Below are 19,778 nucleotides of genomic sequence, written 5' to 3'. Positions count from 1 at the left end.
GACGTCCTTGTCAGTACGCCAACCGGAAACATGCCCATGATCCAGCTTGCCAATCTCCCCGAGGCCCCATGCTGAGGCCCAGGCGGCGCGGTATCGCCTCCGTCAACGCGGAAGTGCGTGACGGCATCGTCCCGGCCGCCGGCTCCATCGCCAAGACCCGCGATCTCGGCCCAGCCGAATCCGGAGCGAACTACCGGCTCGTCGCGCTCATCATCGCGTCGGCACTGTTCATGGAATTCGTGGACGCCACGGTGCTCGCCACCGCCCTTCCCACCATGGCCCGCGATTTCAGCGTCCGCCCGCAAGAGATGAGCGTGGCGCTGACCTCTTACCTGCTAGCGCTTGCCGTATTCATTCCGGCTTCCGGCTCGCTGGCCGACCGCTTCGGATCGCGAACGGTGTTTCGTGCCGCGATCGTGCTGTTCGTGCTGGGCAGCCTTGCTTGCGGCCAGTCCCGATCGCTGGAAATGATGGTCGCCTCCCGCTTCGTGCAGGGGATCGGCGGCGCGATGATGATTCCGGTGGGGCGGCTCGTGCTGCTGCGCTCGGTCGCCAAGCAGGACATGGTCAATGCCATGTCCTGGCTGCTGGTGCCCGCGCTAATCGGGCCGATCGTGGGGCCGCCGCTCGGCGGGTTCATCGTGACCTATCTCGACTGGCGCTGGATCTTCTACATCAACCTGCCGATGGGCATGCTCGGGTTCTGGCTGACCAGCCGCTACATCGCCAATATCCGCGAGGACGAACCCGGTCGGTTCGATACCCTTGGTTTCATCCTCAGCGGTATTTCGCTCGGCTGCCTGCTGTTCGGCTTCGAAATGGTGAGCCGTCCCGGCGAAGGCGCCATCGCGGCGGGACTGATCGCCGTCGGCGTCGTGGCCGGGTTCTTCTATATCCTCCACGCCCGCCGGCACGAAGGCTCGATCCTCGATCTCGCCCTGCTCAAGGACGATACGTTCCGGCTTTCCGTGATCGCAGGTTCGATCACCCGCATCACGCAGGGCGCCCAGCCCTTCCTGCTGCCCCTGATGATGCAGGTCGGCTTCGGCTTTTCCGCCGCGCGCAGCGGCACGATCACGGTGGCAACCGCGATAGGTTCGCTGGCCATGAAGAGCTTCGCGCCCCGCCTGCTGCGCCGCTTCGGCTTTCGCCGCGCGCTGATCTGGAACGGCGTGATCGCCACCGCAGGCTATGCGATCTGCGGCCTGTTCCGCCCAAGCTGGCCGGTGTGGACGATGTTCTGCGTGCTGGCGCTGTCCGGCTTCTTCATGTCGTTCCAGTTCACCGCCTACAACACCATCGCCTATGACGGCGTGGACAAGCGCCACATGAGCAGCGCGACCGCGTTCTATTCGACCTTCCAGCAGCTCATGCTTTCGCTGGGCATCTGCGTGGCGGCGATCGCGCTGCACCTTGCCATGCTCGCCAGCGGGAACGAGACGCCCTCCCTTGGCGACTTTTCGGCGGCATTCTGGGTGGTGACCTCCATTTCGCTGACGGCAACGCTCTGGAACCTGCGCTTCGCGCCCGAGGCGGGCGGCGAGATCAGCGGACATGTCCAGTCCGAGCCGGACGGCGAAACGAAGCGCGAACCCGCCTAGGCGGCGGAAAGCGCGGTATCCCCGCCGATCCGGCCGAGCATGGCCTCTATCTCTGCCGCCACCACCAGCGCGGCGGGTGAGCGGGAGCGCCCTCGCCGCAGGAGCATGCAGATCTCGCTGTCGATCGGCGCCAGATCGCTTACCGCCAGCCGGACAAGGCTGCCTTGCTCAAGCTCCCCCGCCACGAAGGCGGGCGAGGACAGCCAGACACAATCGGTCCTGAGCACCAAGTCGCGCAGGACGTGGAAGTTGTCGCAGACGAACGATCCCCCGCGCCCGCCGAAACCGCCGGAGGACAGCTCAACGGCGCTTGCGGTGGGATAGCCGTCGAGATCCGGCGTGGACACCGCAGTCCGGCCCGCCAGCGGATGGCCCGCGCGGACCATCACCTCCAGCCGCACCCTGCCCAGATCGCGCTTTTCCGTGCCGGGAACGTGGCTCATCTTCCAGTTGTTGCCGACGATCATCTCGATCCGGTCGTCCAGCAGTTCGGGCAGCAATTGCTCCGGGGGGCGGGTGACGGTCACGATCCTCAGCCCCGGCCGCGCCCGGAGCAGCGCCTGCCCGAGATCGGGAAGCAGCAGGCTTGCCAGCATCGGGCCGAGCCCGAAGGCGACGCGGCCGACATCGCCCGTGCCATAGAGCCGCAGGCTGCGTTCCAGATCGTCTGCGGCGGCGAGCAGGGTCCGCGCCTGCTCGATCACCAGTTCGCCTGCCGGGGTCGGCCGCGCGCCGCCGCGCCCGCGATCGAAGAGGATCACCGCGTGGCGCTGTTCGAACGCGGCGATGCTGCGGCTGAGGGCGGGCTGGGTGATCCGCTCTTCCTCGGCCGCGCGCGAAAAGCTGCCCGTACGCGCGACCGCGAGGATATGGCGAAGACGGACATGTTCCAAGGCAGCGCTCCCTTTCCATTACCATAAGGCATGGAATATCGCATTGATATGCATTGGACGTGATGGCGCGCCAAGCCCAAACACGCCGCTTGAAACAATAGCGGGCAAGAGGGCGGGCAATGGGAAATCGATGGATGGGGTGGCTGCTGGCGGCCACCGTGCTTTCGGGCGGGACGGCGAATGCGCAGGAGGAAACCGGGCGAGCGGTGCTGCCCGTGCCGACCGCGCCGTTCGACGGCACATTCGCCGAAAACGTCCTTGACGCGCGGCCGGGCACGGCAAGACCCGTCAGCGCTCCTGTCGGCGCGCCGAACATGTTCGTGATGATGAGCGACGACGTGGGCTTCGCCATGTCGAGCGCATTCGGCGGCCCGGTGCCGACACCCAATTTCGAGCGGGTCGCCGCGCAGGGCCAGCGCTACAACCGCTTTCACACCACCGGCATCTGCTCCCCCTCGCGCGCGGCGCTGCTGACCGGGCGCAACCACCATGCCGCAGGCGTGGGCTGGCTGAGCGACGTTCCCTCCCCCTACCCCGGTTATGGCGGAAAGATCCTGCCCGAAACCGCCACCGTCGCGCAGATCCTGCGGCTCAACGGCTACAGCACGGCCATGTTCGGCAAGCACCACAACACCCCGTCGAACGAACGCAGCGAGGCAGGCCCGTTCGATGCATGGCCCACGGGCCTTGGCTTCGAATATTTCTACGGCTTCGTCAGCGGCGACAGCGACCAGTATTCGCCGATGCTCTATCGCGGCGTCCAGCGCGCCGATCCGCAGGATGGCCCGCGCGAACTGCTGGACAAGCGGCTGGCGGACGACATGATCCGCTGGATTCACAACCAGAAGGCCGGAGCGCCGGACAAGCCGTTCCTCGCCTATCTCGCCCCCGGCTCCACGCATGCGCCGCATCAGGCGCCGCCCGCCTACATCGCGCGCTTCAAGGGCAAGTTCGACCAGGGCTGGGACAAAGTGCGCGAAGAGACCTTCCGCCGCCAGGTCGCGATGGGCATCGTTCCCGAAGGAACCCGGCTGACGCCCCGCCCGCCGGAAATTCCCGCGTGGGACACGCTCACCCCGGCGCAGAAGGCCTTTGCGGCGCGAACCATGGAAGTGGCCGCAGCGCAGCTCGTGTTCCAGGACGAGCAGGTGGGCCGGGTGCTGGACGAACTCCAGCGGATGGGCCAGCTGGACAACACCATCGTCGCGATCATCGAGGGGGACAACGGCGCCAGCGCCGAGGCCGGCCCGCGCGGCACGATCAACGAGATGCGCAGCATGGGCCGCCATGATGAGGCCGAAGCCTGGATGACGGCCAATCTCGACCGGCTCGGCGGGCCGGATACTTACGAAAGCTATCCGGCGGGCTGGACCTGGGCAATGAACACGCCGCTGCGCTGGACCAAGCAATATGCCTCCATGCTGGGCGGCATCCGCAACGGGATGATCCTGTCGTGGAAGGGCCACGTCGCCCGTCCCGGCAGCATCTGCGGGCAGTTCAGCCATCTGGTGGACATGGCGCCGACCCTGCTGGATGCCGCGCACGTGCCGATGCCGGCGAACGTGCTCGGCTCGGCGCAGAAGCCGCTCGACGGCCGCAGCCTCCTGCCCGGCCTCGCTTCCTGCGATCCGGCCATGCCGCGCACCCAATATTTCGAGATCGGCGGAAAGGTCGGCCTCTATCACGACGGCTGGTTCCTCTCGGGCGACGATGGCCGGATGGCCTGGGAGAACCTGCCGCCCGAAGGGCCCCGGCCCCGCATGCAATGGTCGCTCTACAATCTCTCGAAGGATTTCTCGCAGTCCACCGATCTTGCCGCGAAGGAGCCGGAAAGGCTGAAACGGATGTTGGAGCTGTGGCAGCAGGAAGCACGGCGCAACAACGTCTTCCCGCTCGATCACCGCTTCGCCATGGCCCGCGCCGTGGCGGCCATGCGCCCCAGCGGGCGCAAGCAGTTCACGTTCTGGGGCAAGGACGTGTCGATCCCCTCCACCACGGAACCCGTGCTGATCGGTCGTTCCTTCACGCTGGATGCGGACTTGAGGCTGGACACCGCCTCGGCCTCCGGTGCCGTCGTGGCGCTGGGAAGCCGCTTCGGCGGCTGGAGCCTCTACCTCGATCGCGGAGTGCCGACATTCGTCTGGGCCCGCTCCACCGACCCGGACGAGATCGTCAGGGTCCGCGCCGCCCATGCGCTGCCGCAGGGGGCCACGACCCTGCGTCTTCGCTTCGCCGTGGCAAAACCGGGCGGCCCGGCCGAAATCGCACTGAGCACCGGCGGTGAGGAACTGGCGCGCGGCTCACTGCCCACCAGTATCCTGACCCCGGCGGGCGGCGGCGAGACGCTGGACATCGGGCGCGACCTCGGCGTCACCGTCACGGATTATCCCGTGCCTCATGGCGCGATCGAGGGAGACATTCCGCGCATCTCCATCACGTTCGACTGAGGCGGGCGGGGGCAGACCTTCAGCCAAGCAGCGCCCGCGTCCAGTCCACGATAGCCCGCTCCGGCATGGCGCCGGACTGGCGCCCGATCTCCCGGCCCTGCGAAAACAGGATGAGCGTGGGGATCGAGCGTATGCCATAGCGCCCGGCAATCGCGCTTTCCGCCTCGGTATCGAGCTTGCCGAGGCGGACCTGCGGCTCCAGCAGCCGGGCCGAGGCCGCAAAGGCAGGCGCCATCTGCCGGCATGGCCCGCACCAGCTCGCCCAGAAATCGACGAGCAGCGGGATGCCCGAGCGCGCGGCATGAGCATCGAAATTGGCCGAAGTCAGCGTGATCGGCACGCCGGCGAAAAGCGGCTGGCCGCAGCGCCCGCATTTTCCGCCCGCGGCAAGCCGATCGGACGGCACCCGGTTGCGCGCCGCACAGTGCGGGCAGGCGATCAGCAGGGCATCGCCCCTGTCGGTGGGCATGGTCTTTCCCTTTTTCCGTAAGCTTTGCTCTTCCCTTTATCCCGCCAGCGGATCAATGCCAGAGATTGGTCCGCGCCAGATCGACGATCTCGTCACCCCGGCCGCTCATCACGGCCTTGACCATGTAGAGGGTGAAGCCCTTGGCCATCTCGGCATTGATCTTGGGCGGAATGGGCAGTTCCGTCCGCGCGACGACCGCGTCGATCAGGACCGGGCCGTCATGCTCGAACGCACGGCGGATCCCCTGCTCGACATCGGCAGGGTCTTCGAGACGAATGCCCTTGATGCCGATCGCCTCGGCCATGGCGGCAAAGTCGGGATTGTCGAGATCGGTTCCGAACGGCAGGAAACCGGTCGATTTCTGCTCCACCTCCACGAAACCGAGCGTGCCGTTGTTGAAGACCACGATCTTCGCCGGGAGCCGGTTCTGCCGCAGGGTTAGCAGGTCTCCCATCAGCATGGCCAGCCCGCCATCGCCCGATAGCGAGATCACCTGCCGGCCGGGAAAGGCGCTCTGGGCGCCGATGGCCATCGGCATCGCATTGGCCATGGAGCCATGCCACAGCGAACCGATCAGTCTCCGCCTGCCGTTCATCCGCAAGTAGCGGGCGGCCCATACGGTAGGCAGCCCGACATCGAAGGTGAACACCGCATCGTCCGCCGCAAGATCGCTGATCGCCCTGGCGACCTGCTGCGGATGGATCGGCGTCTTGCCGGGACGGCCTACCGCCTGCGAATCGAGGTCCTCGCGGGCGCGGCGATAATGCTTGAGCGCCTTTTCCAGATGCCTGCCATCCGTCCTTGCCCGCAGGCGGGGCAGCAAGGCCCGCACCGTAGCGCCGACATCGCCCACCACCCCGAGGTCCAGCGAAGTGCGGCGGCCGAGCTGGCCGGGCCGGATATCGACCTGCACGGTCCGCACGCCGCTGCCCGCCGGATAGAACTGGCGATAGGGAAAGTCCGTGCCCAGCATCAGCAGCACGTCGGTATCCATCATCGCATAGTAGCCCGAGGAAAATCCGATCAGGCCGGTCATGCCCACGTCGTAGGGGTTGTCGTATTCGACATGTTCCTTCCCCCGCAGCGCATGGACGATGGGCGCCTGGAGCCGCTCGGCCAGGGCCACCACTTCCGCGTGAGCGCCGGCGCAGCCCGAGCCGCACAGGATCGTGACACGGCTCTCGTCGTCGAACATCGCCGCCAGCGCCGCGAGGTCCGGCTCGTCCGGGACCACCACGGGCGGTCGGGGCAGGAGCGAGGCGGGCGGGGGCTCGGCAGCGGCGGTCGCCGGTTGCAAGGCCACGTCTCCGGGAATGACGACAACGGAGACGCCCTTTTCCCCGATCGCGGTGCGAATGGCGATTTCAAGGCTGCGCGGCATTTGCGACGGATCGGACACGAGTTCGCAGTAATGACTGCACTCGCGGAAGAGGTCCTGCGGCCGGGTTTCCTGGAAATAGCCGGAGCCGATTTCCGGCGAGGGAATATGGGCGGCGATGGCCAGCACCGGCACGCGCGAGCGATGACAGTCGAACAGTCCGTTGATGAGGTGGAGGTTGCCCGGGCCGCAGCTTCCCGCGCAAACCGCGATGCTTCCGGTGAGATGCGCCTCGGCCCCGGCGGCGAAGGCGGCGACTTCCTCATGGCGGACATGGATCCATTCGATGGTGCCGCGAGCCCTGATGGCATCGGTCAGTCCGTTCAGACTGTCTCCGACGAGACCGTAGATCCGCTTCACGCCCGCTGCCTCCAGCGTGGCGATGAACTGGTCCGCTACGTTCCTGGCCATCTGCAACTCCTCGTCGTTCGCCGCGCGCGGCTGTTGGGAAACCTTCTGAACGGTCAGAGGCCGCGGAAGTGCCGTGCGATCCCTGCAACCCCGGTTTCAGAACGCGCGCTTTCCCGGCGCAGGGCAACCCTGACCAAAGTATGAGCCGGTCGCATTGTCTCCATGCGGGAATCAGTCTGTCTCGATCATCCCCGATTATCCGCCTGTTGTTCGAGGGCCATATCGCTCCTGTCCGATCCGGACATGAATCAGGGAACAAGACAATGAACAGGATTATCGCAGGGATCATGGCCGCAGCTTCCGTGATGGCGGCTTCCCCCGCCTTCGCCGAAACGTTCGACGGCCCCTATGTCGGCGTTCAGGCCGGCCTGAACCACGACCGCGCGCGCGGCGCGGATACCGACATCGGCGAAGTCAACGTGCGCGATTCCCGCGACAGCTTCATCGGCGGCGCCTTTGCAGGCTATAACTACAGGCTCACGCCCCATGTCGTGATCGGCGCGGAAGGCAGCTTCGACATCGGCGCCGACGATGCCCTGCGCAGCGGCGCAGCCGTGATCGACCCGAACCATTCCTTCGACCTGTCGGCCCGCGCCGGCTACCTCGTGACCCCGGAAACGCTGCTCTATGTGCGTGGCGGCTACGAGAACATGCGCGCCCGCATTTCGGATGGCACGGCGACCGGTCATGATACGTTCGATGGATGGAGTGTGGGCGGCGGCGTGGAGCGCGCGATCCTGCAGAACGTAACGGCCCGCATCGAGTATCGTTATTCCGATCTCGGCAACAACGACCATGACTTCGACCGCCATCAGGCGCTTGTCGGCGTAGCCTACCACTTCTGACCGCACCGCCTGGCGGGGCTGCCGGACCGGCGGCCCCCGGGCGACATCGCGGCAATTCCGGTTGCCGATCGAAGCCGCGAATGAAAAAGGACTTCACCCCGGCCCGCGTTCTCCCCATCTAGGGCGCCAAGGAGAACGATCCATGCCGACCTACAAGAAAACCGACGAGGCGATCGCACGCCTGACCCCCGAGCAGTTCCACGTAACCCAGCACAGCGGGACCGAGCGCCCCGGCTCAGGCGAATACCTTGGCAACAAGCGCGCCGGAATCTACGTGGACATCGTTTCGGGCGAGCCGCTGTTCGCCTCCTCGGACAAGTACGAGTCCGGCTGCGGCTGGCCGAGCTTCACCAAGCCCATCGAACCGGCCAACGTCAGCGAGTTGCGCGACACCAGCCATGGCATGATCCGCACCGAAGTGCGCTCCGCACACGGCGACAGCCACCTCGGCCACGTGTTCGAGGACGGGCCGCGCGATCGGGGCGGATTGCGGTATTGCATCAATTCGGCCGCCCTGCGGTTCGTGCCGCGTGAAGACATGGAAACAGAGGGTTACGGCGATTATCTCGATCAGGTCGAGGAAATCGGCCACCGCGGCTGACGCCTTGATGCAGGCGCGGCCCGAGCCCTGTGGCCGGGCCGCTCGCCGCTGCGGCGCAACCGAAATCCCGAAAAACGCAAGGAACAACTCGTCCACCGAGCCATTGCAAGACGTTGAGCCCTGACCGTCTTGCACGGTAAGGCCGTTCGCATGTCGGCATGCCGCGATATCGGCGGCAGCCACGGTCGCCGAAACGAACATGGATTGAGCGCAGGATGAGCACCCCCACTTCCCCCCCGAGCCCCAGCCCCGGCGCCCACGCGATGCCGGACGTGGCCACGCAGGTCCATAACCTGTCGAGCGCCACGGTCTCGTGGTTCCAGACCTACTGGCTCCAGATCATCGTCGCCGGACTGATCGCCATTGCCATAACCTCCGGCCTCTATGCCCTTCGCGGATTGGGCAATCGCCTCTGCCGGGCGGAACGCGGCAGGGGTGCCTGGCTGACCGTGATCGGCCGCGCCGTGACCAAGACCACGAACTACTTCATCGTCATGGTCGCGATCCGCGTGGTGGACGGCTATGCACAGACGCCGCCCGCGCTCGACGGTCTGGTAACGTTCCTGTTCACGATCGCAGCGGTCCTGCAAGGCGCGATCTGGGCGCGCGAACTGATCCTCGGCGCAATCGAACACCGCACCTCCGCCGAACATTTCCAGGGCGAGGCGATCATCAATGCGATGGGCCTGATCCGCCTCCTCGTCAGCGTGGTGGTCTTCGCCGTCGCGGCGGTGGTGCTGCTCGATAACCTCGGGGTCAACGTGACGGGTCTGGTCGCGGGTCTCGGCGTTGGCGGCATAGCCATCGGCCTTGCTGCGCAGGGAATCTTCGCGGATCTGTTCGCGGCGCTGGCCATCATCTTCGACCGCCCCTTCAGCAAGGGGGATGCAATCAGCTTCGGCACCAGCACCGGGACTATCGAAGCCATCGGCCTGAAGTCCACGCGCATCCGCGCCTATTCAGGTGAATTGCGAGTAATTTCCAACAAGAGTTTGCTTGATAAGGAAATTCTCAACGTCACGCGGCGCGATCATATCCGCCTGCAGTTCACCATCGGTGTCGCTTACGAAACCCCGCCCGACACGCTCGCCCGCATACCGGGCATCCTGTCCGAACTGGTCGAAGCCGAAGGCGGCAAGGCTGCTCGCGCCGGGTTCGAGGCGTTCGGAGCGAGTTCGCTGGACTTCACCCTGCTGGTGGACGTGCCCGGTGCGGACTGGTCGGTCGCGCATCCGCTGCGCGACCGGCTGCTGGTGTCGATCATGCGGCGCTTCGCCGCCGAGGGCATCTCCATCCCCTATCCGACCCAGACGACCTACACCGCCTCACCCGACGGTAAGCTCATCATGCCCTACCCCGATCACTCGGTAGAAAACCATCCTGCTCCGACACGGAACGTTCCCGCACAGGAGGCCTGATGAATCACCGGTTCCGCGCCCTCCCTCATTCCGGCGGCAACGGGCGCGGAACCGGCACTTCGGCGGATTGCCCCTGCCATGTCCGCCTGACGATCCATTCCCGCTTTGCGGCGCGAAGTTCATAGCTCCCTCTCGCGAAAAGTTCGGGCGCGGATTTCCGTAAAGCCAGCAAACGGGCGGTGAGCGAGAACTTCCGTTCCGGGAGCGAGCCGGCGGCGTGTTCGGCCCGGCGATCCACGGCGCGGCGGTTGTCCGGATCGGTGAGGTTTGCCGAGACCCACTCCGTGCCCTGATAGACGTCCGGGATGCCCGGCGCGGTGATCTGGAGCGCGACCTGAGCCAGGATCACCGCATCGAGCACCTCATGGAACGACGCTTCCTCCTTCCCGCTCCAGATGCCATCCCCGGCGAGTTCCTCCAGCAGCCCGGCAGCGAGCGCGCCGAGCTTCCGCTCGGCACCTTCATCCGGGTTCTCATAGCTGGACAAGTCCTTGGCCTCGCGCGCTGCCTTCGTCATGTGCTGCATCAGGCGGGCCTGCGCATCGGGTTCCTCCCGCATGGCGAGTGCCGTCTGAAGTGCATAGATGCCCCAGCGCGGCGCCAGCCCGCACGCAGAAGCACACTCACCCGCATGAGCGTAAAAGCGGCTGGCGAGCGCGGGAAAATATGAGAGCGCGACGATCGTCGCGCGCGCATCGGCCGAGCGCTTGGTATCGTGCGTCGAAAGCGCGTTGAGCCCGTAAGGCGTCCGCGCCGCGCGCCGGTTCATCAAGGCTTCGAACGCACTCCTCGAAATGGTCTGAAGTTCGGGTTCGGCGCCCACCTCGCAGAACGGCAGGTAGGATACCGCACGGAAGAAGACGGTATCCTCCTCGGACTTGGCGGTGAGCGCTCCGGTCAACTGCTCGAACCGGGCTGCGAACTGCCGGGCCTGCGGATCTCCGGCAGCCGCTTGCAGCAAGTCCAGCAATGCCCCCGCCATCCCACCGGCAGAGCGCAGCCCCGCGAATTCCGGCGAGAGCGGCAGACCGTCGGCCGTGTAGGAACGGTAGACCGGCCAGACCAGCGCAAGTGCTTCCACCGCCTGCTCGACCGCACCCCGCAGCGCCTCGGTACAGCCTAGCGCCGCCATGGCCGCATCGACGACGCGCGCGTGCTCGGGCACGAAAGTGCCGTGCAGCAGCTCCCGCCTGACGTTCCGCACTTCATCCGCCATATCTTCAGGCACGGCATGGCGGGCCGCTGCCCGCATCGCCGCAAGCCCATCCGGCTGCGTGAGGAACTGCGTGACCGGGGTCATGAACTCGTAACCGCTCATGCCCTGTACCGGCCAGTCCGGGATATCCTCGCCTTCCTTGGCGATCTTCTCCACCCACACGGGCACATCCGGTCCCACAAGCTCGCGCAGGTGCGCAAGGTAGCCGCCGGGCCGCGCCAGACCATCGATGTGATCGACCCGAAGCCCCTGAATTCGGCCGGCTTCGACTTGCCGCGAAATCCAGCGATGGGTAAGCCGGAATACTCCTATATTTTCCTGACGAATACCGATCAAACTACTGATATTAAAAAATCTTCTGTGATTTATGGATTGAGCGGACTGCCGCCAGTCCCCGATGGACCAGCATTGCTCCGCCAGCAGGTCGGCAAGCGCTGACGCATCCAGTTCACCGCGCTCCGCAAGCTCCCGCGACACGGGCGTATCGGCGAGCGGATAGCTCTGACCGTAGACCTCCAGCACGGCATCATCGCCCAATCGCCCCATCGCGATCTGCCCTGCGGCAAGGACTTCGTCCGGCGTGCCGTCAAGCACCGCGAAATGCAGCGGCCCCTTGGCCCAGTCGATATCGAAAATCTCACTGGAGGCGCTATCGCGGCCGCCCTTCATGAGGTCATACAGCAGCGGGTTTTCCGGTACGCAGGCCATATGGTTCGGCACGATATCCAGAACCACCCCGATCCCGGCAATCCTTGCTGCGTCGCTCAGGCGGATGAAGGCTTCCTCCCCGCCCAGCACTGGGTCCACCTCGTTGGGATCGATCACGTCGTAACCATGGGTAGAGCCAGTCGCTGCCCTGAAAAGCGGCGAGAGATAGAGATGGCTGACGCCAAGCGCACCCAGTGCAGGAAGCAGCGCGCGCGCGTCATCAAGGCTCACACCGTTTCGCAGCTGCACTCTGTATGTAGCTGTTATATCATATGAATAATTGGATACGATAACCATGTAAGTCATCCGTTCCCAAGCGCTGCGGAGAATGCGAAGCGGCTTGCCCCGCCTCCCACTTCGATGAGCGGATCATCGTGCGGCACAAACGTCCCGCTGCCGAGGGAGGCGCGCATCAGCAGCCGGCGCTCGGTGAAAGTCCAGGCTACGTCGATCGCGCCGCCGTCCCGCATCACTTTCACTTGAGGATGTGCGTCCGCGGCGAGCAGCGGCACGATCCGGTTCCGGCGCAGCGCCAGGAGGTCGCGCACGAAAGCCTCATGCGAGACCTGATCTGCGCCAACGGCATGGCCGATCTTCGAGGCGAGGAAGGTGTCCGGCGAGATCGGGTCCGGAACCTCCCCGCCGAACGCCGTGAAACCGGCAAACTCCTCGGCCCGCCCCGTCCGTACCGCTGCGGCGAGATCGCCGGTGAAGTCGGCAAAGAACTGGAACGGCGCACTCGTGAGAAATTCGTCGCCCATGAAGATCATCGGCACGGAAGGCGAAAGCAGCGTCATCGCCGTAACCACGCGAAGCGCGTTCCGGTCTCGGACGAGATGGTGCAGCCGCTCGCCCCTTGCCCGGTTGCCCACCTGATCGTGATTGCCGAGGAAATTGATGAAGGCGGTTCGCGCCATCCCGGCGGAAGGTTCCCCGCGCGGATGAGAGGCCCCCTTGCGAGGCTGGCCCTGCTCTACATAACCGTCGCGCAGCGCGGTTTCGATATCGGCCAGCGGGTCGACGGCGAAAGAGGCATAATAGGCCTCGTCCTCGCCGGTGAGCAGGCAATGCAGCGCGTGGTGCCAGTCGTCGTTCCACGTCGCGTCGAAAGGTGCTCCCGGCCCGAAGCCGGACGCGGGATTACGCTCGTCCTCGGTGACCAGATGAACCGGGCGGCCCCATTCCACCGCGCGTACCCGTTCGGCCAGTTCGTCCAGGAAATGAACCTCGGAGCGATCCTCGATCGCATGGACCGCATCGAGGCGCAGGCCGTCCAGCCGGTATTCGTCCAGCCAGTAGAGCGCGTTCTCGATGAAGTAGTCGCGGACCGCGCGCTGCTCATAGGCGATGCCCCGTCCCCAGGGCGAGCGGCGGTCGGCATGAAAGAACGAAGGCGCCCACGCGGCAAGGTAGTTACCGGAGGGCCCCAGGTGGTTGTAGACCACGTCCAGCAGGACACCCATGCCAAGACCGTGCGCCTTGTCCACGAAGCGCCTGAAATCGCCGGGCGATCCATAGGCGTTGTGGGGCGCATAGGGCAGGACGCCGTCGTAGCCCCAGCCCCGCTCGCCGTCGAACTGGGCCACCGGCATCACTTCCACTATCGTCACCCCGAGATCGCGCAAATGGCGCAGCTTCCCGGCGGCGGCGGCGAAAGTGCCTTCTTCGGTGAACGTGCCGAGGTGCAGCTCGTAGATGACCGCCTGCGACCACGGGATGCCCCGCCACTCCGCCTGCCAAGCATATGTCGCCGGATCGACCAGAACCGAGGCCCCGTGAACATCGCCTTCTTGCGCGCGGGCGGCCGGATCGGGAAAGGCCGCGTCGTCCAGCCGAAACCGGTATGTATCCCCGCAGGCGGCCCGGGTGTCGATGCTCCACCAACCGCCCTCCCCGCGCTCCAGCGGCATAAGGCCATCGGCGAGTTCCACCGCCACCATTCCCGCGTCCGGCGCCCAGAGCCTGAACCGCCAGTTGCCGCCGCCAAGGGGCCGCGCTCCCCACGTCCAGTCGAGATCCTGCGGCATCGCCAATTCCGGCCCCGTCATTCCGGTGCGAAGACGCAGACGCTGGCCGGCGGAATGGTCGCCGCCTCTCCTTCGACCGGCTCAGGCTCGAAAGCGAGATCGCGCGAGGTGTCCAGCACGCGGTGCCATTTCGAAACCCCGTTATGTGCCGGGAGGACGAAGTCCACGGCATCGCCCGCGTTCAGGACGATGAACAGCGGCCGCTCGCCTTCTACGAAGGCCTCCTGCGCCGAATAGCTCAGGACGAAGCCCAGGATGCGCAGTTCGGCCTGCCCCCATAGCTCCGCGTCCATCTGCCGCCCGTCGGGCTGGTGCCACGCGATCTCCACGCGGCCGTCCTCGGCAGGCTCGCCGTTGAGGAAGTTGTCCTGAGAGAGCACGGGATGGTCCCGGCGGAACCCGATCATCCGCGCACAGAACTCCAGCAGGGCGTCATCCCGGCACGGCCAGTCGATCCAGGCCGTCTCGTTGTCCTGGCAGTAGACGTTGTTGTTGCCCTGCTGGCTGTTGCCGATCTCGTCCCCGGCCAGGATCATCGGCACGCCCTGGCTGAGCAGCAGGGTTGCCAGCATGGCGCGGCGGCGGCGCGCGCGGGCGGCGTTGATGGCTTCATCCCCGGTCGCGCCTTCGGCGCCCATGTCGTCGGACAGGTTGTTGTCATGGCCATCGGCCCCGCCCTCGCCGTTCGCCTCGTTATGGCGATCGTTGAAGGAAACCGTGTCAAGCAGAGTGAAGCCGTCATGGGCGGCGAGGAAGTTGACCGAGGACGTCGCCCCCCGATCGGAATGGTTGAACTGTTCGGGCGAACCGATCAGGTGGTTGGCCAGATCGCCCACGAGCGCCGGATCGCCTCGCCAGAAGCCGCGTGCCGTATCGCGGAACTTGTCGTTCCATTCGCGGAACGGATAAGGGAAACCGCCCACCTGATAGCCGCCGCTGCCCACGTCCCATGGCTCCGCGATCAGTTTCACGCCGGAGAGGATCGGGTCCTGCCTGATCGCGTCGAAGAAGCCGCCTTCCCTGTCGAAACCCATGGCCTCGCGGCCGAGGGTGGAGGCGAGGTCGAAGCGGAACCCGTCGACGTGCATCGCCTGTACCCAGTAGCGCAGCGAATCCAGCACCATGCGGATGACCATCGGATGGGCCACGCTGAGCGTGTTGCCGGTACCGGTCTGGTCGAAGCTGTAGCGCGGGTTTTCCGGGGAGAGCTGGTAGTAGCTGGCATTGTCCAGCCCGCGAAAACACAATGTCGGACCGCGCTCGGAACCCTCGGCCGTGTGGTTGTAGACCACGTCCATGATCACTTCGATCCCGGCCCGGTGAAAACGCTTCACCATGTCCTTGAACTGGCGGATCGCCGGCGCCTTGCCCCGCTTGGGTCCGAGATAGCGGGGCTCCGGCGCGAAGTAGCCCAGCGTCTGGTAGCCCCAGTAGTTGGAGAGCCCCTTGTCCAGCAGCATCCGGTCGTCGAGGAAATACTGGCAGGGCAGCAGTTCGATCGCCGATACGCCCAGCTGGCGCAAATGATCGAGGATGGGCTCGCTGACCATGCCGGCATAAGTGCCCCGCAATTCCTCGGGCACGTCGGGATGGGACATGGTCAGTCCGCGGACGTGGGCTTCGTAGACCACGGTTTCATTCCATGGGTGGCGGATGGAATTGTCACCCTCCCAGTCGAATTCAGGGTCCTGAACCACGCCCTTGACCATGAACGGCGCGGAATCGCGGATGTCGAAAGTCATGTCGTCGCCCGAGGCGAGGTCGTAGCCCCAGAGCGCGTCGTCCCATTCCAGGCTGCCGGCGATCTCGCGGGCGTAGGGATCGAGAAGAAGCTTGTTGGGGTTGAAGCGGTGGCCCTGTTCCGGCGCATAGGGGCCGTGCGCGCGGTAACCGTAGAGTTGGCCGGGCCGCACCCCCGGAACGTAGCCGGAGAAGATCGCCCCCTCCCGGCTCGGCATTTCCAGCCTCGCCAGTTCCTCGTCGCCATCGTCCGAATAGAGGCAGAGCTCGATCGCCTCGGCATTTTCGGAGAAGACCGCGAAGTGCGTTCCGTCCCCCGTGAATTCCGCGCCGAGTTCATGGTACTGGCGGTCGGGCTTGGCGAATGCAAATGTCATCGGTTCCCCTTGCGGGTAGGAGGATGGATGCCGGTCAGGATAACAGGCACGTAGGCCGATATGTGGGAGTGTATCTGCAGGCGGAGTCCGGCCGGAAGGAGCGCGTTTGCGCCGGGCACGGTTCCGCGCCGGTGGGCGCCGGGGCAATCTTGCAGGATCGTCGGCCGGAAATCACACCGTGCATTAGGCCCCCGGATCGGAAACGTCGTGATCGGCAGCGTAAAATCGCGAACGGCGGCCGGGTTCCGGCTTCCCGGAACGGCAGGATCAAAAAGGCCGGATAGATCTCAGCTTTCTGGTGAAGTATCTCCGCCAAGTGCCTGATAGACCTGCACTTGTGTCACCAGTTGATTATAGCGGTTCTGGATCAGGCCGGTACGGGCGCTGCGCAGGCGTTCCTGCGCGTCCAGCCAGTCGCGCAAAGGGATTGCCCCGGCCCGGTACTGCCGTTCATAAAGCCTTTCGGCGTCACGCGCGGCAGCGTAGTTCGCCTCCAAGAAGCCTGCCTGCTTCAGATATTGCTCCCGCGCCGAGAGGGAGACCTGCGTATCGCGCAAGGCATCGTAGAAGGTCTGGCGGAAATCCTGCACCGCGATTTCGTAATCGGCCCGGGCGATGCCGGTGCCGAGGCGGATTTTCTCCGGGTTGAGTTCGGCAAGTGACAGCACCGCGCCAAGGCTGGCTGCGGGATCGCTGAAGAACCCCAGCAGCGCCGAGCTGGCCGTGCCTAGTCCGCCCGTCAGGCTGAAGCTGGGGTAATAGCCGGCGACGGTGGCATCGCTGGCGGCCAGCGTCTTGCGCAGGCGCAGTTCGGCGGCGGCGAGGTCAGGACGGCGAGACAGCAGCGAGGCCGGCGCCTCTGCGGCGATTTGCGGCAGCGGTTGCCGGGGAAGTGCCTGAAGCTCGGTCCCTTCGTAGGATTGGCGGTTCACCAGCGCGGCGATCGTCTTCAATGCCGAGACACGCGCCTGCACGAGCTGGGTCTGCGAGGCTTCCTGCGCCGCGACCGATTGCTGGGCATCGCGCAGTTCGAGGCGTGACACCGCGCCCGCATCGTACTGGCGCTGCACGAGGTCCAGCGCACGGCGGACATAGCCCAGGCTTTCCTCGCCTATGGCGATCTGTTCGTTGGCATAGCCGAGCTGCCACCAGGCCTGCGCCGCCGTGCCGATCAGCGAGAGCCGCGTTTCGGCCAGATCCTGCGCGCTAGCCTGTTCTTCCCACTTCGCGGCATCGGCAGTGGCGCCAAGGCGGCCGAAAAGGTCCAGTTCCCACGACACGCCGAGCGAGGCGGCGCTCGATTTCGTCCAACCCGCCCCGCCGTCCAGCGCTTTCGAGCCGCTGGACGAGAGGCTGGCAGTGCCGCTCGGGAACAGGCCCTGCCGCGCCTGTTCGGCGGAAAGGCGGGCCTGCTTCAGCCGCAAGCCTGCCGCCGCCAGATCGGCATTTGCGGCCAGCACCTGATCGACAAGCGCGCTCAGCGCCGGATCGCCGAATTCGTTCCACCACGGGGCGCCCGCCGTTCGGGCCGCGCCTTGCGAGGGCTGGTCCCATGCATCCGCGATCGGCAGTTCCGGGGCGGCATAGCGAGAACGCGTCACACCCGCGCAGCCGCCGGTGCCCAGCGCGAGCGCCAGCGTGGCCAGCAGGACAGGGCGGAAGGGCTTGGTCTGCTGGGGCACGGGGTCAGTCTCTCGAAAGGGCATCGACCGGGTCGAGCCGGGCCGCGCGGCGGGCGGGCAGGAAGCCGAAGATCACGCCGATGAGCGTGGAACAGGCAAAGGCGGCGACGATCGAAGTGACCGAATAGGCCATGCGAAAGTCGATCGGCGTAAAGGAGATCGCAACGCCGACCGCGAGCGACAGGCCCACCCCGATCACGCCGCCGATCAGGCAGACCAGCACCGCCTCGATCAGGAACTGCTGGAGAATGTCCGACTGGCGCGCGCCCACGGCCATGCGCACGCCGATCTCGGCGGTACGCTCGGTCACGGAAACGAGCATGATGTTCATCACCCCGATCCCGCCGACGATCAGCGCGATCACCGCGATGGCGGCGATCAGCAGCGTCATCGTGTTGGTGGCGTTCGTGATGGTCTCGCGGATATCGTCGGAATTGCTGATGAAGAAGTCCGTGGTCCCGTGCCGTTTGGCGAGAAGCTGCGTCACCGCCGATTCCGCCGCCGCCGTGGAGGTATCGTCGTTCACGCGCACGGTGATGCTGGACAGGTAGGTCTGGCCGAGCATCCGGCTCATCGCCGTGGTGTAGGGCACATAGGCGGTCAGGCTGTCGCTGCCGCCGAAGCCCTGCTGCTGGGTGCCGACCACGCCGACGATCCGCGCGGGCACTTTGCCCAGCAGCACGACCTTGCCGAGCGGGTCCTCGCCATTGGGGAACAGGGTATCGCGCGAATTCTCGTCGATCACCACGTCCTGCGCCAGTTCGCGCACGCTCTGGGCATCGAACAGGCCGCCCGAGATCAGTTCCAGCCCGCGCACGCGAAAGTAGTCGGCACCGACGCCGCTGACCTGCGCGGTCGCCGCGACATTGCGATAGCGGGCGGTCACGCTGGTCGAGACGCTGGGGGTGACGCTGTCGACGTAAGGCAACTGGCCGAGCGCATCGGCATCGGCATCCTTGAGCGTCTCGATCCTGGCCGACCGCATGTCGCCGAAGCTCTTGCCCGGATAGATCGTCAGCGTGTTGGTGCCCAGGCTGCTGATATCGGAGAGGATTTTCTCCTGCGCGCCGCCGCCCAGCGCCACTACCGAAACCACCGAGGCAATGCCGATGATGATGCCCAGCATCGTCAGGAACGTGCGAAGCTTGTGGGCGGACATCGCCAGCACCGCCATGCGGAAGGCTTCGCGGAAGCGGTCTGCCACCTGCTGGAAGCCGCTGGCGACCGGCGCGGCCTTCTGCACGGCCGGGCGCACCGCGTTTTCGCGGGTGCGGCGGTCATCGATGATCTCGCCGTCGCGGATCTCGATGATCCGGTCCGCGTGCTCGGCCACTTTCATATCGTGCGTGACGATAATGACGGTGTGGCCCTCGGCATGAAGCTCGCCTAGGATGGCCATGACTTCCACGCCGCTGGCGGAATCGAGCGCGCCGGTCGGTTCGTCGGCGAAGATCACCTCGCCGCCGTTCATCAGGGCGCGGGCGATAGAGACACGCTGCTGCTGGCCGCCCGAAAGCTGCCCCGGCCGGTGGCCGGTACGCTCGGCAAGGCCGAGACGGGCGAGTATCTCGCGGGCCCGCCCTGCCCGCTCCCCGCGCGCGCGGCCGGCATAGACGGCGGGCACCTCGACATTGCCGAGGGCCGACAGGTCGGTCAGCAAGTGGTAGCGCTGGAAGATGAAGCCGAAATGCTCCCGGCGCAGCGCGGCCAGTTCGTCGGGTTCGAGGTCTCCGGTGTCCCGCCCGTTGATGCGGTAGGACCCCGAAGTCGGCCGGTCGAGGCAGCCCAGGATGTTCATCAGGGTAGACTTGCCCGAGCCGGACTGGCCGACGATGGCAACCATCTCTCCTGCCTCGATCGACAGGTCGATGTCCTTGAGCGCCGCGAAGACACCGTCGCCCGAGGGATACTCGCGCCGGACGTGCGACAGGGTGATGAGCGGGGTGCGGGTCATCGAACGGGCCG

At 66.0% G+C, this 19,778-nt stretch carries 13 protein-coding genes; 5 read left to right on the top strand and 8 right to left on the bottom strand.

Annotation, left to right across the window (positions count from 1 at the left end; translation table 11 throughout):
* The first annotated feature begins 68 nt into the window (after nucleotides 1-68).
* Nucleotides 69-1,601, top strand: coding sequence for a DHA2 family efflux MFS transporter permease subunit (locus U9J33_RS18025; RefSeq protein WP_324699618.1), 1,533 nt, complete (start codon nucleotides 69-71; stop codon nucleotides 1,599-1,601).
* Here U9J33_RS18025 and U9J33_RS18020 read toward each other — a convergent pair.
* Nucleotides 1,598-2,494 carry a LysR family transcriptional regulator gene (locus tag U9J33_RS18020; RefSeq protein WP_132468841.1) on the bottom strand — a complete coding sequence of 299 codons (897 nt, stop codon included), beginning with the start codon at nucleotides 2,492-2,494 and terminating at the stop codon, nucleotides 1,598-1,600. The genes U9J33_RS18025 and U9J33_RS18020 overlap by 4 nt on opposite strands.
* Nucleotides 2,495-2,628: 134 nt before the next feature.
* Between U9J33_RS18020 and U9J33_RS18015 the strand changes: the two genes are divergently transcribed.
* A complete protein-coding gene (locus U9J33_RS18015; protein ID WP_324699617.1) occupies nucleotides 2,629-4,941 on the top strand; it encodes an arylsulfatase in 2,313 nt (770 codons plus the stop codon).
* Between the two features lie 19 nt (nucleotides 4,942-4,960).
* Here the strand turns inward: U9J33_RS18015 and trxC are convergent, their stop codons facing one another.
* The gene (gene trxC, locus U9J33_RS18010) at nucleotides 4,961-5,410 is read right to left on the bottom strand and encodes a thioredoxin TrxC (protein WP_324699616.1); all 450 of its coding nucleotides are present in this window, start codon (nucleotides 5,408-5,410) and stop codon (nucleotides 4,961-4,963) included.
* A gap of 52 nt (nucleotides 5,411-5,462) precedes the next feature.
* Nucleotides 5,463-7,199: a ubiquinone-dependent pyruvate dehydrogenase gene (gene poxB, locus U9J33_RS18005; protein WP_324699615.1), complete on the bottom strand. Its 1,737-nt coding sequence runs from the start codon at nucleotides 7,197-7,199 to the stop codon at nucleotides 5,463-5,465.
* 263 nt (nucleotides 7,200-7,462) lie between these two features.
* Here poxB and U9J33_RS18000 point away from each other — a divergent pair, with 263 nt between their 5' ends.
* From U9J33_RS18000 to U9J33_RS17990, 3 genes are all read left to right on the top strand, one after another.
* Nucleotides 7,463-8,044: an outer membrane protein gene (locus U9J33_RS18000; protein WP_185999673.1), complete on the top strand. Its 582-nt coding sequence runs from the start codon at nucleotides 7,463-7,465 to the stop codon at nucleotides 8,042-8,044.
* A 142-nt stretch (nucleotides 8,045-8,186) separates the two neighbouring features.
* Nucleotides 8,187-8,645: a peptide-methionine (R)-S-oxide reductase MsrB gene (msrB, locus tag U9J33_RS17995; RefSeq protein ID WP_324699614.1), complete on the top strand. Its 459-nt coding sequence runs from the start codon at nucleotides 8,187-8,189 to the stop codon at nucleotides 8,643-8,645.
* Nucleotides 8,646-8,860: 215 nt separating this feature from the next.
* A complete protein-coding gene (locus U9J33_RS17990) occupies nucleotides 8,861-10,063 on the top strand; it encodes a mechanosensitive ion channel family protein (protein ID WP_324699613.1) in 1,203 nt (400 codons plus the stop codon).
* A 25-nt stretch (nucleotides 10,064-10,088) separates the two neighbouring features.
* Here U9J33_RS17990 and treY read toward each other — a convergent pair whose 3' ends face one another.
* From treY to U9J33_RS17965, 5 genes are all read right to left on the bottom strand, one after another.
* Nucleotides 10,089-12,284 (bottom strand): malto-oligosyltrehalose synthase, encoded by a 2,196-nt coding sequence (gene treY, locus U9J33_RS17985; protein WP_420719910.1) that lies wholly within the window; start codon nucleotides 12,282-12,284, stop codon nucleotides 10,089-10,091.
* A 5-nt stretch (nucleotides 12,285-12,289) separates the two neighbouring features.
* Complete coding sequence (gene treZ / locus U9J33_RS17980; RefSeq protein ID WP_324699611.1) at nucleotides 12,290-14,014, bottom strand: malto-oligosyltrehalose trehalohydrolase; 1,725 nt, start codon at nucleotides 14,012-14,014, stop codon at nucleotides 12,290-12,292.
* A 17-nt stretch (nucleotides 14,015-14,031) separates the two neighbouring features.
* Nucleotides 14,032-16,131 (bottom strand): glycogen debranching protein GlgX, encoded by a 2,100-nt coding sequence (glgX, locus tag U9J33_RS17975; protein ID WP_324699610.1) that lies wholly within the window; start codon nucleotides 16,129-16,131, stop codon nucleotides 14,032-14,034.
* 287 nt (nucleotides 16,132-16,418) lie between these two features.
* The gene (locus U9J33_RS17970; protein ID WP_324699609.1) at nucleotides 16,419-17,813 is read right to left on the bottom strand and encodes an efflux transporter outer membrane subunit; all 1,395 of its coding nucleotides are present in this window, start codon (nucleotides 17,811-17,813) and stop codon (nucleotides 16,419-16,421) included.
* A 4-nt stretch (nucleotides 17,814-17,817) separates the two neighbouring features.
* Nucleotides 17,818-19,767 (bottom strand): MacB family efflux pump subunit, encoded by a 1,950-nt coding sequence (locus U9J33_RS17965; RefSeq protein ID WP_324699608.1) that lies wholly within the window; start codon nucleotides 19,765-19,767, stop codon nucleotides 17,818-17,820.
* Nucleotides 19,768-19,778: the final 11 nt, after the last annotated feature.

Origin of the sequence: Novosphingobium sp. RL4 (genome assembly GCF_035658495.1) — a bacterium.
GTDB lineage: Bacteria > Pseudomonadota > Alphaproteobacteria > Sphingomonadales > Sphingomonadaceae > Novosphingobium.
This window is presented reverse-complemented; position numbering and strand designations above follow the sequence as displayed.